This is a genomic window from Halobellus sp. MBLA0158 (assembly GCF_041477585.1).
Classification (GTDB): Archaea; Halobacteriota; Halobacteria; order Halobacteriales; family Haloferacaceae; genus Haloquadratum; species Haloquadratum rubicundus.
In genome coordinates this window covers 1,209,575-1,223,710 of the sequence record NZ_JBGNYA010000001.1, presented here as the reverse complement: position 1 = coordinate 1,223,710, position 14,136 = coordinate 1,209,575, and the positions used below count along the sequence as shown (strand labels likewise).

Below are 14,136 nucleotides of genomic sequence, written 5' to 3'. Positions count from 1 at the left end.
GTATCAGTTCTGATAACCTGGTGTGGAATACTGAGGGTGGCCGATCCATAATGTCTACTGTCACTGTTTACCGCTGGTTCGTCACCCCGTTTCGGCGAACCAGCGGCAACGACTGACAATAGACATTAGCAGAGGCTCGGCGGCGACGGCACCGAACCCCTTTTGACGACCGCGGCGCGTAGTCGGCGGCGATGGAGGTACTCGTCGTCGGAGCCGGCGGAATGGGCCGCTGGGCCGGCCGAACGCTCGGGTCGGCGTTCAGCGTCGCGTTCGCCGACCGCGACCCCGCCGTCGCGAGGGCGGCGGCCGAGGCGATCGACGCCGACGCCCGCGCCGTCGCTCTCGACACCGGAGAGACGTTCGCAGCGGTCTGTCTGGCCGTGCCGATCAGCGCCGCCGACGAGGCGATCGAGGCCCACGCCGACCGCGCGTCGCGGGCGATGCTCGACGTGACCGGCGTGATGGCCGAGCCGGTGACGGCGATGCGCGAGCGGCTGCCGGACCGCGAACGGGTGAGTCTGCATCCACTCTTCGCGCCCGAGAACGCGCCGGGGAACGTCGCGGCCGTCGTCGACGCCTCGGGGCCGGTGACCGAGCGGGCGATCGGAGCGATCGAGGCCGCCGGCAACGACGTCTTCGAGACCGATCCCGCCGAACACGACGCGGCGATGGAGACGGTCCAGGCCGGCGCCCACACGGCCGTGCTCGCGTACGCGCTGGCCGCGGAGGACGTCCGCGAGGAGTTCGCGACGCCGGTCTCGGAGGCGCTTTCGGACCTGGTCGAGACCGTGACCGGCGGCACGCCGCAGGTCTACCGCGAGATCCAGGAATCCTTCGACGGCGCCGACGACGTCGCGGCCGCGGCCCGCCGGATCGCCGACGCCGACGGCGAGGCGTTCGAGGAACTGTACGCCGAAGCGGGGGCGTGGCGCGGGACAGGGGAGTCGGACCGGGAGCCGGACGAGCGCCGCGAGCGGGGCGACGACGCGTGATCGACCGCGAGGCCGTCCGCGCGAACGCGAAGTACCTGAAGCACGTCCGACCCATCGACCCCGAGGAGATCTGCGAGTACATCGAGGGGACGCCCCACCCCGCGGTCGTCCGCGAGGCGCTCCGCGAGGAGGCCTTCGACCTCGGACTGAGAGAGCGCGACGACGGGACGTTCGTCCCCGTCAGCGACGAGCCCGCGCCACAGTCCGGATGGCGGCCCGAGTCCTTCCCCGAGGACTACGCCTTCGCGCTCGAAGACCTGCTCGTCGAGCGCTACGGCGCGAACTGGCACCGCGGCGAGAGCGGCGCCGAACTGCGCGCGACGATCAGGCGGCTGAAGGAGGACTACTACCGGCAGCACCCCGTGGAGTACGACGACGTGGCCGCGCTGGCCTATGCGATCTACCACCTCCCCGACTACTACGCCGCGATCGGCTACGTCCTCGACGATCTGGCCGAGCGCGAGCGGCTCCCGCGGACGCTCCGCGTCCTCGACGTCGGCGCGGGGACCGGCGGGCCGGCGCTCGGCCTCCACGACTACCTGCCCGACGACGCCGCCGTCGATTACCACGCGGTCGAGCCCTCGGCGTCGGCGGACGTCCTCGACCGACTGCTCGCCGAGACCGGCCGGAACTTCCGGCCGACGATCCACCGCGAGACCGCCGAGGCGTTCGACCCCGAATCGGTGACCGGCGCCGAGTCGGGCTTCGACCTCGTCCTGTTCGCGAACGTCCTGAGCGAACTCGACGAGCCGGCGTCGGTCGCGGCGCGCTACCTCGATGCGGTCGCCGCCGACGGCTCGTTCGTCGCGCTGGCGCCCGCCGACCGCAACACCAGCGTCGGGCTCCGGGAAGTCGAGCGCGCGCTGGCGCCCGCCGGCGGCGACGTCGCCGTCTACGCGCCGACGCTCCGGCTGTGGCCCGGGGAGGCGCCCTCGGACCGCGGCTGGTCGTTCGACCGCCGCCCGGAGATCGAGGCGCCGCCGTTCCAGCGCCGACTCGACGAGGCCGGAGAGGCGGATCCGGAAGAACCCGACGGCGCCGACGGCCCCGCGAGCCGGCGGACGCCCGGCGACGGCACCTTCCGCAACGAGACGGTCCAGTTCTCCTACGCGGTGCTCCGGCCGGACGGCGCGCGCCGGACCGAGGTCCGCGCGGATCCCGACCGGCACGCCAAGATGGCCGAGATGGAGCGGCACGTCACGAACCGGATCGACCTCCTCGCGGTGAAACTGAGCCGGGACCTGACCGACGACGGCGACGACGGGACCAATCCGCTGTTCAAGGTCGGCGACGGGAGCGAGTCGACCGAACACTACGCGGTCGCGACGGCGACCGATCCGCTGAACGAGGATCTGCTGGCCGCCGACTACGGCGACGTGCTCGCGTTCGAGAACGTCCTCTGTCTGTGGAACGACGACGAGGGCGCGTACAACCTCGTCGTCGACGACGGCACGTTCGTCGAGTTCGTCGCGTAGGCACCGGCGGGCGGTACACATTTCCCCCGCCCGCCGAAGGAAGCGGTATGAGCGATTCGCTCTCGCTTTTACTCACCAACGACGACGGGATCGACGCGGTCGGGTTCCGGGCGCTCTACGAGACGCTCTCGGAGGTCGCCGACGTGACCGCCGTCGCGCCGGCGGACGACCAGAGCGCCGTCGGCCGCAAGCTCTCGAACGACGTCTCGGTGCGCGAGCACGACCTGGGCTACGCCATCGAGGGGACGCCCGCCGACTGCGTCGTCGCCGGCCTCGAAGCGCTCCGTCCCGACGTCGACGCGGTCGTCGCGGGCTGCAACAAGGGGGCGAACCTCGGCGCCTACGTCCTCGGCCGCTCGGGAACGGTCAGCGCGGCCGTCGAGTCGGCGTTCTTCGACGTGCCGGCCATCGCCGTGTCGCTGTACGTCCCCGGCGGCGGCGACACGCCCTGGCAGGAGCAGGCGTCCGACCCCGAGGACTTCCGGAACGCGACGGCGGCGACGAAATTCCTCGTCGAGCACGCCCTCGGCGCGGGCGTCTTCGAGCAGGCCGAGTACCTGAACGTCAACGCGCCGATGGCCGAGGGTGACGGTCCGGCACCGATCGAGATCACCCGACCCTCGACGCTGTACGAGATGACCGCCGAGCACGACGGAAACGGCACGATCACGCTCCACGACCGCGTCTGGGACCGGATGCGCGCCGACGACATCCCCGACCCCGAGGGGACCGACCGCCGCGCGGTCGTCGACGGCAAGGTGTCGGTGTCGCCGCTGACCGCGCCCCACACGACCGAGCACCACGAGGCGCTGGACGCGCTCGCGGAGACGTACCTCGATACCGTCTGAACGGCCGACGGGCGGCTACTCCAGCACCGCCACGAACCGGAGGCGGCGGTAGTCGGCGGTCCAGGCGTTCGCGTCCGCGTCGTAGAGTTCGTCCCGGAGCCGGTCTTCGACGCCCGCGACGACGTCCGGACGCTCCGCTTCCGGGACCGATCCGAACAGCCGGTCGCCGAACATCCCGAGCCACGCGGCCAGCCCGTCGTCGCCCTCGTCCAGTTCGGTCGGCCGATCGAACAGCCGCGCGTACCGCACCTCGAAACCGTGGGCTTCGAGCGTCGTCGCGTGCTCGCCGACGGTCGGGAAGTACCAGGGGTCGATCGGCGGCTCGTAGCCCCGCTCTTCGAGTTCGGCCGCGACGGCTGCGACGATCGCCGAGACGTTGCCGTGGCCGCCGAGCTCCGCGACGAACCGACCGCCCGGGGCGAGCACGTCAACGACCGAGTCCAGCACGGCGTCCTGATCGTCGATCCAGTGGAGCGCGGCGTTCGAGAACACGGCGTCGAACGGGTCGGCGGGGCCGGCGTCAATTCCGAGATCGGCGCGACCGAAATCGCGGGCGTCCGCCTGTACGAAGCGGTGCTCGTACGTCTCGCGCGCGGTCTCGATCATCTCCTCAGACTGGTCGACGCCGACGACGTCCGCGCCCGCGTCGGCGATCCGATCGGTGAGGTGGCCGGTGCCGCAGCCGAGATCGAGAATTCGTTCGCCGGGCTCGGGGTCGAGGAGGTCGACGACGTCGGCGCCGTACTCGTAGACGAACGAGTGCGAGCCGTCGTAGGTCTCGGAGTCCCAGTCGTCGCGGTCGGCGTTCGCGCTGCCGCTTTCGTCGCTCGGCGCAGTCATCGGCGGGGGTTCGCGGCGGAGCGGGATAAATCGCTTCGGAGCGGAAGAGGGGAGCGAGCCGACCGCGACAGAAGGGAAACGCTCTTTTCGGGTACGGACGGATATTCCGCCATATGAGTGACGGGGACGAGGAGACGACCGCCGATTCGGACGCGGCGGCGTCGGACGAGTCGACAGACGCGACGCCCGAGACCCTCAGCGAGCGCCTCGACGAGGTCGCCGACGCGCTGGAGGCCGCCGAGACGGAGGCGGACCTCGACGCGGTCGAGGCCGATCTCGACGCGGTCGAGGCCGACCTGGAGTCGGCGGACCTGCCCGAGCCTGACGAGGACGACGAGGACGACGAGGATCCGCGCGCGGACCTCGAATCCCGCGTCTCGGACCTCCGCGACGACCTCGAAGCCCAGCGCGGCCCCTACGCCAGCGACGTGACCGAGGCCGTCGAATCCGCCCGATCGAAGATCTCCGACACGCGCTGGACCGAGCAGGGCGAGTCCGCGGTCGTCGAGGCCGTCTCGGCGTTCGTCGACGCCGCCGAGGAGACGCTCGATGCGGGCCTGGCCTTCGAGGCCGACGCGGCCGCCGGCGATGGGATCGACACCGACGCCGTCGCGGCGGCGCTCGACGACGTCGTCGCGGCGGTCGAGGACGCCGACCTCGACGCCGACGAGGACGCCGAGACCATCGCGGCGCTCCTGGAGGCCACAGACGACCTCGAAGCCGGGCTGGAGGACGCCCAGGAGTGGGACGACCTGGAAACGAACGAGCAGCTGATGGCCGAGGGGTTCTACGACGTCCTCGGACACTACAAGGACTACCCGCCGGAGCTGTCGGCGCTCAAGCAGTGGGAGGAGCAGGGCCGCGTCGATATGGTCCTCTTGGCGAAGGAGAAGCTCCAGTCGGAGTTTATGCAGGAGCACTGTATGGACGCGCTCGTCCGGATGGCCAACGCCGAGGCGTTCGACGAGATGCACCAGCTCGCCCAGCGCCGCGAGAAGAAGGCGATCAAGGCGCTCGGCCGGATGGGCGGCGACGCCGAGGGCGCCGTCGAGACGCTCGTCGAGTACATCGACACCGACTCCGACCCCGCGCTCCAGAAGGTGACGTTCCGCGCGCTCGGCGAGATCGGCTCGACGGAGGCCACCCAGGCCATCGCCGACAAGCTCGAAATGGACAACGACAACGTCCGGCCCTACGCCGCTCGCGCGCTCGGACTCATCGGCGACACGCGCGCGATCGATCCGCTCGGGGACGCCCTCGCCGACGACGAGAGCGACACCGTCCGCGCGGCGGCGGCCTGGGCGCTCCGCCAGATCGGCACCGAGGCGGCGCTGGAGACCGTCGCCGAGTACGCCGACGAGCAGTCGTACCTCGTCCAGCACGAGGCCGAACTCGCCGCCGAGACGCTCGACGACGCCGACGCGGAAGCCGCGCCGGCCTGATTCGCGGTCCCCTCGGACCTTTTATATAGGATTGGGCGGCCAGACGCGCCGTGCCCCCACGAGCGCGCGGCCGTCACCCCACCCGTCGATCGCCCCGTTTCGACGCCGACGAGTCGTCCGTGTGGCATCCATCGGGCAGGGCCGCGCGGCTCGTCGCGGTCGCAGTCGCGGTCGGGCTCTGCGTGCTGTCAGCCGCCGCGCTCGCCGGACCGGTCGCCGCCGATAGCTCCCCGCCGGCGAACCACACGGCGACCACGGAAGGGGGAGCCGCGCCGGAAATCGTCGCCGTCTTCCCGGACCCGGTGGCCGACGGGGACCGGGGCGAGTACGTCGTCGTCGACGCCGACGGAACGCGGAACCTCACCATCGGCGACGGCGAGTCGACCGTCGGCGTGCCGCCCGGCGGCCGCGTCGCGCTCTCGTCGGCGCCGAACGCGACACGGGCGCTCGTCGGGACGGAGATACGAGTCGTCGCGCCCGGACTGGAGCTCTCGAACGCCGGGGAACGGCTCGTGCTCGAACGGGACGGCCGCGTGGTTGACGAAGTCGGATACGACCGCTCGAACGAGGGCGAACGGCTCAACGCCACTACCGGGCGGTGGACGCCGCGTGGACTGCGACCCCGGCCGGTCGTCGCCACCGGGGCCGCGACGGCGACGGCGTTCGTGCTCCCGGACGCGCCCGACGTCCCGATCGAGACGCTCCGGGACGCGGACCGGCGAATCCTGGTCGCGGGCTACACCTTCGCCTCGCCGCGCGCGACCGACGCGCTGCTGGCGGCCCAACGGCGCGGCGTGCGCGTCCGCGTCCTCCTGGACGGCGGCCCGATCGGCGGGATGACGACGGCCCAGCGCGAGCAGCTCGACCGCCTGGCGGCGGGCGGCGTCGACGTCCGCCTGATCGACGGCCCGCACTCGCGGTATGCCTACCACCACCCCAAGTACGCCGTCGTCGACGACCGGGCGCTCGTGTTGACCGAGAACTGGAAGCCGGCGGGGACGGGCGGCCGCGACAGCCGCGGGTGGGGCGTCCGCGTCGACTCAGCCCGAACGGCCGACGAGCTCGCTGCCGTGTTCGCACACGACGCCGACGGCCTCGACGCGGTGCCCTGGCGAGCGGTTCGGCGCAATGCCTCGTTCGTCGACGTCGCGCCCGCGTCGGGGTCGTTCGAGGCCAAGATCGAACCCGAATCCGTCGCCGTCGATCGAGTCCGCGTGCTCACCGCGCCGGGGAACGCGGGCGCCGCCGTCCGGGAGACGATCGCAGCGGCGGACGACAGCGTCGCGCTCCTGGCGCCGCGGCTGGACGTCGACGGCCCCTACTTCGCCGCGCTCGTCGCCGCCGCGGAGCGGGGCGTTCGCGTGCGGATCCTGCTGTCGAACGCGTGGTACGACGAGGACTCGAACCGCGCCGTGGTCGACCGCGCCGCCGATCTCCGCGAGCGCGGGCTGCCGATCGAGGCGCGGATCGCCGATCCGGGAGACAGGTTCGGGAAGGTTCACGCGAAGGGCGTCGTCGCCGACGACGCGGTGATCGTCGGGAGCCTCAACTTCAACGCGCACTCCGCGCGCGAGAACCGAGAGGTCCTGATCGCGCTCGCCGGCTCCGAGCCCGCGGCCTACTTCCGGTCGGCGTTCGAGGCCGACTGGCGGGCGGCCGCCGGCGCCGGTTCGTCGGGGCCCGCGTGGGCGTCTTCGGATCTCCGAACCCGGCTGACGATGGCGCTCGGATCGCTCGCGGCGCTGCTGCTGGCGGCGTTCGCGCTGCGTCGGACGGTAGAGTTCGAGAACCGGGAGGACCCGTGACAGCGAGACCGCCGTCTCAGTCGTCGGTCTCGACGATCGCCTGCGAGGAGAGCTCCTCGTCGAGTTCGGCGTCGGCCATCTTCTCGACGAGGCTGTCGATGACCGCCTCGCGCATCCCCTTCACGAACTTGATCGAGCCGACGACGAGGTGGCCGCCGCCGGAGACGCCGCCGCCGACGACCTCCTCGTTCAGTTCGGCGACCATCCGCGGGATGTCCAGCCGGACGCCGTCCGAGCGGAGGACGGCGAAGTCGGGGCCGTATCCGATCGTGATCACCGGCTCGCGGTGCTCGTTGACCTTCCGGTCGTGGAGCTTGCCGGTGGTCTTCCCCGGCGCGGGGTAGGTGAAGCGGTGGGCCCACTCGTCGAGGTCGACCGTGTAGAGGTGCGCTCCCGACTCCAACCGCTCGTGGTCGAGGTGCGGCTCGGCGGCGTCCATCTGCCGCTCGACGTCGCGCTCGGCGCGGGTCGCGAGGAAGTCCACCAGTTCCCGGTGGCGCTCCTCGTCGTCGCAGCCGACGTTGAGGACGTCGTTGACGAGCGACTGGCCGTCGCTGTAGCGGAGCCAGTGGGCCGCGTAGTCGAGGGCCTCGCCGACGTCGAGCAGGCGCTCGCGGTCGTAGCCCTCGGCCTCGGCGAGGTCGACGAAGTCGTCCATCACCTCGGCCTTCGAGCGGTCGGCGAGCCCGGCGACCGCGGGGACGTGCCGGAGGTCGTCGGTGATGTCGGGGTCGATCATCCGGGCGAGCTCGACGCACATCATCCCCGTGGTGATCCGGTAGTCCTCGTCGTAGAGGTACGGATTGACGTGGGCGTCGAGCAGGTCCTCGACGGCCTCGGGGTCGGGGTGGTGGTGGTCGACGACCGCGATCGGGACGTCGTAGTGCGCGAGGTTCTCGTAGGCGGGGACGTCCTCCTCGGTCGAGCCGTTGTCGAGCATCAGGAGGAAGGGGAGCCGCTGGCCGTGGCGGGAGCGGCCCTCAAGCGCGAAGTTGAGGTCGCGCGTGACGTCTTCCATCTCGTAGAAGGGGGCCTTCGAGGGGAGGCGCTTGATCAGGTGCCGCGAGGCGTCGGCGTCGTCGTGGACGGCCTCGATGAAGTTCTCCAGCGCCAGCTGGACCGGAACGGAGGCGCACATCCCGTCGCCGTCGGCGTGGTGGCGCACCCGGATGGGTCGGCCTTCGAGGACGGTCCGCCGGAGCAGGCGCGCGAGGTCCCGCAGGTCGTCGCGGAGCTTCTCGAAGGCGGGCCACTCGACGAGCGGCTCGACGTCTTCGGGCGCGGCTCGCTCCTCGAAGGCCGTATCGAGGCGCTCGCGGGCCTCCGCCATCGCCTCGTCGTCGAGGCGCGTCATCGACTCGACTTCAAGCTGGAGGGAGCCGTCGTGGGACTCGACGGTGCCGCCGACCCGAACCACGTCGTCGAGGTCGATCGCCGGGAAGGCGCGGACGCCCGCCTCGCGGAAGGCCGCCGCCGAGACGATGCCCGTCTCGTCGGCGATGCGGAAGACGGTGGGGCCGCCGGTCTGTTTGATCTGGGCGACCTGGCCCTCGATGTGGACCTCGTCGCCGGCCGAGAGCCCCGCGATCGGCGTCAGGTCGGGCTCGTGGTCGACGACGACGGTCTGATACGAGGACTCGCGGAAGACGTCGAAGGCGACGTCGCCGTTCTCCTTGACTTCTTCGAGCGTGACGGTCAGGCGATCGCCGACCTCGTAGGAGCGATCGAGGTTCGACTCGTGGACCAGCCCCGAGACCTCGTCGGAGACGTCGACGAAGACGCCGTACTCGACGACGCCGTTGACGACGGCGTGGTAGTGGTCACCCTCTGAGACGTCTTCGAGCGTGCAGTTCGGTGCGAGATCGTAGACGACAGGACGCGAGTCGCCCTCCGAATCCGGAGCGGACTCGCCGCCGGAATCCCCGGCGTTGTCGGCGTTCATACTGTCGAACAGTGGTGCGCCGTGGTTAAGACTTTACAATCGGCCCCGAGCGGAAACGGCCGCGAAATCGGCCGCAGACGGCCCTTCGGGCCACGGCGAGTGGAGCCCGCGGTCGCCGCGTAGAGCGACCGGAATCCTTAGAAGGCGACGCTTCTCAGCATCGCGTATGCGACTCTTCCGGTCGAGCGAGATCCTCGGCATCGCCGCCGACGCGCTCGACTTCGCGCTGGAGGCCTCACGGGAGACCCACCCGAACGAGTATATGGGGTTCCTCCGCGGCGAGCCGGCGCGGAACTTCGATCTCGACCGTTCGGGCACGGTGATCACGGAGGTCCTGATCGTTCCGGGGACCCGCTCGGACGAGACGAGCGCGACCGTCGACAACAATATGATCCCGAACGACCGCCGCGCCGTCGGCTCGATCCACTCGCACCCGAACGGCGTGCTCCGCCCGAGCGACGCCGACCTCGACACCTTCGGCCAGGGCCGGGTCCACATCATCCTGGGCCACCCCTACGGCCCCGACGACTGGCGGGCGTTCGATCAGAACGGCGACCCGCGCGACCTGGACGTCCTCGACGTCGACCTCCCCGATCCCGAAGAGTTCTTCGACTTCACCGAATCAGACCTGGACCTCGATTACGGCGCGGTCGAGGCGGAATCGACCCGTCGCGAGGACCGCGGCGGGCGGGACGACGGAGGGTTCTTCCGGTGACGCGACGGGTCGTCGCCCAGGGCACCTTCGACCTCATCCATCCCGGTCACGTCCACTACCTCTCGGAGGCGGCCGCGATGGGCGACGAGCTCCACGTCATCGTCGCCCGCCGGGAGAACGTGACCCACAAGGAGCCGCCGATCCTCCCCGACCGCCAGCGGCGGGACGTCGTCGACGCGCTCGACGTCGTGAGCGAGGCCCACCTCGGCCACCGCGAGGACATCTTCGTGCCGATCGAGCGGATCGATCCCGACGTGATCGTCCTCGGTCACGACCAGCACCACGACGCCGACGCCATCCGCGACGCGCTCGCGGCCCGCGGGATCGACTGCGCGGTCGACCGCGCGTCCGCTCGCGAACCGCGGTACGAGGAGGAACTGCTCTCGACCGGCCGGATCATCGATCGGATCGTGGCGTCGCGGGCGGACGAGGGCGACGCGTAGCCGCGGGCTGGTGGCTGGCGGTCGCTCGATTCTGCGTTAGTCGAAGAACGGGAACTCGAAACTGAAAACTGGAAACTGGAAAAACGAGAACGCGCGACTACTCGTTACTGTTCTGCTGCTCGTCGAGCCACTGCTGGTACTCCTCTTGGGAGACGACCTCGATCGTGAAGTACATCTGTGAGTGGGCGACCCCGCAGTACTCCGTGCAGTAGCCCTGGAACTCGCCGGTCTCGTAGGGCACGGTCTTGATCGTGTTCACCTGGCCGGGCATCGCGTCCACCTTGAGCGCCAGGTCCGGAGCGTGGAAGCCGTGTATCACGTCGCGCGACGTGACCCGTATGTGGACCGGGCGATCGACCGGGACGACGATGTTCGTACCGGTCGAGAAGTTGCCCGCCTCGGGGTAGGACATCTCCCAGCCCCACTGGTAGGCCTCCGCGCGGACGACGACCGGGTCCCCGTCGACCGCGTCGCCGGCGGCGTTCTGCACCTGCGGCTGGCCGGAGACGTTCTCGTTCGCCAACACGCCGTAGGAGGCGACCCCCACGAACAGGAGGATGATCGCCGTGGCGATCGTCCAGGTGATCTCCAGGCGACGGTTCTCCTTCGTCGGACTCGGCTCGTCGTTGTTCCGGAACTTCACCACCGTGTAGATGAGGATCGCCTCCACGAGGATGGTGACGGGAATCGCGATCGTCAGCAGCTTCCCGTTCAGCCCGTGGATGAGCTCCGCGCTGGCGGACGTCTGCGCGGCGACCGGGTCCGCGACCAGGCCCGCCACCACCACCGTGAGCAGTGAAACGAGTGCCAAACGCGTCTTTCGCATCGGTACGGGCTTAGGAACTACCACGTAAATAGTTGCTGACTTTCGCCACTCCGGGACCGACGCGACGCGAAAAGCGCGGCCCCTAAGTACGGGGATTCCCAACTCCGAGTAGGTGATTCCCGTGGCGCCGACCGCATCCCACGACAGATTCCACGGCCTGCTCGCGGCGACGGCCATCGGCGTCTATCTGCTACTGCTCGTCGGCGCGACGACGGCCCTGACCGACGCGGCCGCGGCGTGTACCGCCTGGCCGATCTGCGGCGACGGGTGGACGACGCCGACGGCGGCGGCCGGCTGGCTCGCCGTCGGCCACCGGATCGCGGCCGTGCTCGTCGGCGCGCTCGGCGTCGTGACGATGGTGACGGGGCTTCGCGCCGGCGTCGAGCGGCGCGTGCTGGCGGCGACGGTGCTCGCCGGCGTCCTCTACCCGATCCAGGCCGGCCTCGGCGCGGTGGTCGCGGTCGGCGGCGCGACCGGCGCGCTCTCGGCGCTCCATCTGACCGTCGGGATGGGCATCTTCGGCTCGCTCGTCGCTGCGCTGGCGTGGTCGCTGGAGCGCGAGACCGGCGACCCGAACGAGGATCTGGTCGACAGCGTCGACCTCGATCCGCCCGTCGACGACGGCTACGAGCCGACGATTCCGACAGACCCCCGAGAGCGACTGCTCGCGACCGCGAAGGCGTACCTCAGGCTGACGAAGCCCCGGCTGATGTGGCTGCTGTGTCTCGTCGCCGCCGCGGGGATGGCGCTGGCGGCGACCACCGGCGGCGACCTGACGGTCGGGATCGTCCTCGCGACGCTGGGCGGCGGCGTGCTCTCGATCGGCGCCTCGGGGACGTTCAATCACGTCCTCGAACGCGACATCGACAGGCGGATGCAGCGGACGAGCGACCGGCCGCTCGCGACGGACTTAGTCCCCGTCCGCAACGCCCTGGCGTTCGGCGTCGCCCTCGCGGTCGCCTCCGTCGCGCTGTTCGCGTGGGTGAACGTCCTCGCCGCGGTCCTCGGGGTCGCGGCGATCCTGTTTTACAGCGTCGTCTACACGCTGCTCCTGAAACCGAACACAGTCCAGAACACCGTGATCGGCGGCGCCGCGGGCGCGCTGCCCGCGCTCATCGGCTGGGTCGCCGTCACCGGCGAGGTCGGACTCGGGGGCGTGGCGCTCGCGACGATCATCTTCCTGTGGACGCCCGCGCACTTCTACAACCTCGCGCTGGCGTACAAGGACGACTACGAGCGCGGCGGCTTCCCGATGATGCCCGTCGTCCGCGGCGAGACCGAGACGCGAAAGCACGTGCTCTTCTACCTCGCCGCGACGCTCGTCGCCGCGGGCGCGATGGCGATGATGGACGCGCTGGGTCTGCTCTATGCGCTCACGAGCGTCGCCTTCGGCGCGGCGTTCCTGTACTTCGCCGTGCGGCTCCACTACGAACAGACCGAGGCCGCGGCGCTCCGCTCGTTCCACGCCTCGAACGCGTACCTCGGCGCCTTGCTCCTCGCCGTGGTCGTCGACGCCCTGGCAGTCTGACGATGGCGCTCGCCGACACCGCCTCGCGCGTCGGAATCCGGGGCCGAGACGCCCTCCACGCCGCGCTCGTCGCCAACACGGTCGTGGCCCTGGCGCTGGCGTACCTCCTGACGGCGGGCATCACGATCGTCCAGCCCCGATACACGCTCTACGGCCTGCTGTGGATCGTCGTCGGCGTCCTCGCCGTCTGGAAGACCGAGCCCGCGCCGACCGACGCGGGGATCCGCCGCCGAGCCGTCGCGGTCGCCGCCGCTTACTTCGTCGTGCTCGCGGTCGTCGGCGGCGTCGTCGTCACCGCGATGCGGCCCGGCGCGGGCGAGTTCGGCGTCCGGATCGCGACGCTCGCGCCGGGGTGGGGCCCCGCGCCAGTCGTCTCGACGCCGTGGGCCGCCCTCGTGTTGATGCCCGCGCGCGTCGTCGGCTACCTCGCGCTCGCGTACCTCGTGTACGCGACGGTGATCGACGCCGCGGGCGCGGCCGTCTCCGGGATCGTCGGGCTCTTTTCGTGCGTGTCGTGCTCGTGGCCGATCGTGGCGTCGCTCCTGTCGGGCGTCTTCGGCGGGGGTTCGGCGGTCGCCGCCGCGGCGTTCGACTTCTCCTACGACGTCTCGACGGTCGTCTTCCTCGCGACGGTCGCGCTCCTGTACTGGCGGCCGGTCGTCGGCGACCGGTTCCGTCGGTGAAAAGGGGTCGGTGAGAGCCGGCGGGAGGCTCTCAGGCGAATCCCACCGGCTTCGGCTCCGTCTCGACGCCTCCCGGATCGTCGGCCGCGTCGTCGACGCGCTCTGCGACCTCGTCGATCTCGACGAAGTCGTCCGGGTCCGCGGGGGCGTCGCGGTCGTCCGCTGTTCTGGATGCGGTGCGGTCTCGGTCGGCCACCACCTCGGCGTCGTGCTCCTGCTCGGCCAGCGCGGCCCGCCGCTGGGAGTGGTAACACATACCAATCTTGTGCTACGGTATCGACTAACAAAAGCTTGACCCTGGGACGCGCGACGCGCTTAACAGGCCGCGGCGTCGAGAATCCGAGTATGACGGCGATCGAGATCGAATACTGCGTGCCTTGCGGCTTCCTCGACCGCGCCGAGGAGATCCAGCACGCCCTGCTCGAACAGTTCGGCGACCGGCTGGACCGGGTCGCGCTCGTGACCGGCGACCACGGCGTGCTGACGGTCGCCGTCGACGGCGACGTCGTCTGGGACAAGGCCGACGACGACTACGACGTCGACGCGATCACGCGTCGCGTGCGCGACGAGATCTGACGGGGTCGGGTGCGAGCGGCA

The 14,136-nt window shown here is 70.7% G+C and carries 14 protein-coding genes; 10 read left to right on the top strand and 4 right to left on the bottom strand.

The window, feature by feature from the left end; translation table 11 throughout:
- The first annotated feature begins 191 nt into the window (after window positions 1–191).
- From OS889_RS06360 to surE, 3 genes are read left to right on the top strand one after another with little or no spacing between them, the layout of a single operon-like run.
- Window positions 192–992, top strand: coding sequence for a prephenate dehydrogenase/arogenate dehydrogenase family protein (locus OS889_RS06360; RefSeq protein WP_372388305.1), 801 nt, complete (start codon window positions 192–194; stop codon window positions 990–992).
- Entirely contained in the window at window positions 989–2,467 is a 1,479-nt protein-coding gene (locus tag OS889_RS06355; protein ID WP_372388304.1) for a small ribosomal subunit Rsm22 family protein, read from the top strand. Before OS889_RS06360 ends, OS889_RS06355 begins: the two co-directional genes overlap by 4 nt.
- A 47-nt stretch (window positions 2,468–2,514) precedes the next feature.
- Complete coding sequence (gene surE, locus OS889_RS06350) at window positions 2,515–3,315, top strand: 5'/3'-nucleotidase SurE (RefSeq protein WP_372388302.1); 801 nt, start codon at window positions 2,515–2,517, stop codon at window positions 3,313–3,315.
- 15 nt (window positions 3,316–3,330) lie between these two features.
- Here surE and OS889_RS06345 read toward each other — a convergent pair whose 3' ends face one another.
- A complete protein-coding gene (locus OS889_RS06345; RefSeq protein ID WP_372388300.1) occupies window positions 3,331–4,155 on the bottom strand; it encodes a class I SAM-dependent methyltransferase in 825 nt (274 codons plus the stop codon).
- Between the two features lie 113 nt (window positions 4,156–4,268).
- Between OS889_RS06345 and OS889_RS06340 the strand changes: the two genes are divergently transcribed.
- Together OS889_RS06340 and OS889_RS06335 are read left to right on the top strand one after the other, a co-directional pair.
- Entirely contained in the window at window positions 4,269–5,597 is a 1,329-nt protein-coding gene (locus tag OS889_RS06340; protein WP_372388299.1) for a HEAT repeat domain-containing protein, read from the top strand.
- Between the two features lie 119 nt (window positions 5,598–5,716).
- On the top strand, window positions 5,717–7,402 hold the full coding sequence (locus OS889_RS06335; RefSeq protein ID WP_372388297.1) for a phospholipase D-like domain-containing protein: 1,686 nt from the start codon (window positions 5,717–5,719) through the stop codon (window positions 7,400–7,402).
- Window positions 7,403–7,418: 16 nt separating this feature from the next.
- On the opposite strand, the gene han is transcribed toward OS889_RS06335, so the two are convergent.
- A complete protein-coding gene (gene han / locus OS889_RS06330; protein ID WP_372388295.1) occupies window positions 7,419–9,344 on the bottom strand; it encodes a Hef-associated nuclease in 1,926 nt (641 codons plus the stop codon).
- A 166-nt stretch (window positions 9,345–9,510) separates the two neighbouring features.
- Between han and OS889_RS06325 the strand changes: the two genes are divergently transcribed.
- On the top strand, window positions 9,511–10,059 hold the full coding sequence (locus OS889_RS06325; protein WP_372388294.1) for a Mov34/MPN/PAD-1 family protein: 549 nt from the start codon (window positions 9,511–9,513) through the stop codon (window positions 10,057–10,059).
- Window positions 10,056–10,502, top strand: a complete 447-nt coding sequence (locus OS889_RS06320) for an FAD synthase family protein (RefSeq protein WP_372388292.1) — start codon at window positions 10,056–10,058, stop codon at window positions 10,500–10,502. Before OS889_RS06325 ends, OS889_RS06320 begins: the two co-directional genes overlap by 4 nt.
- 97 nt (window positions 10,503–10,599) lie before the next feature.
- On the opposite strand, the gene coxB is transcribed toward OS889_RS06320, so the two are convergent.
- Window positions 10,600–11,328: a cytochrome c oxidase subunit II gene (coxB, locus tag OS889_RS06315; RefSeq protein WP_372388290.1), complete on the bottom strand. Its 729-nt coding sequence runs from the start codon at window positions 11,326–11,328 to the stop codon at window positions 10,600–10,602.
- Window positions 11,329–11,449: 121 nt separating this feature from the next.
- On the opposite strand from coxB, the gene cyoE reads away from it, so the two are divergent.
- The gene (cyoE, locus tag OS889_RS06310) at window positions 11,450–12,856 is read left to right on the top strand and encodes a heme o synthase (RefSeq protein ID WP_372391572.1); all 1,407 of its coding nucleotides are present in this window, start codon (window positions 11,450–11,452) and stop codon (window positions 12,854–12,856) included.
- 2 nt (window positions 12,857–12,858) lie between these two features.
- The gene (locus OS889_RS06305; RefSeq protein WP_372388288.1) at window positions 12,859–13,539 is read left to right on the top strand and encodes a DUF7546 family protein; all 681 of its coding nucleotides are present in this window, start codon (window positions 12,859–12,861) and stop codon (window positions 13,537–13,539) included.
- A 31-nt stretch (window positions 13,540–13,570) separates the two neighbouring features.
- On the opposite strand, the gene OS889_RS06300 is transcribed toward OS889_RS06305, so the two are convergent.
- Window positions 13,571–13,795, bottom strand: coding sequence for a hypothetical protein (locus OS889_RS06300; RefSeq protein WP_372388286.1), 225 nt, complete (start codon window positions 13,793–13,795; stop codon window positions 13,571–13,573).
- Window positions 13,796–13,884: 89 nt separating this feature from the next.
- Between OS889_RS06300 and OS889_RS06295 the strand changes: the two genes are divergently transcribed.
- A complete protein-coding gene (locus OS889_RS06295; protein WP_372388284.1) occupies window positions 13,885–14,115 on the top strand; it encodes a SelT/SelW/SelH family protein in 231 nt (76 codons plus the stop codon).
- The last annotated feature ends 21 nt before the right edge of the window (window positions 14,116–14,136 follow it).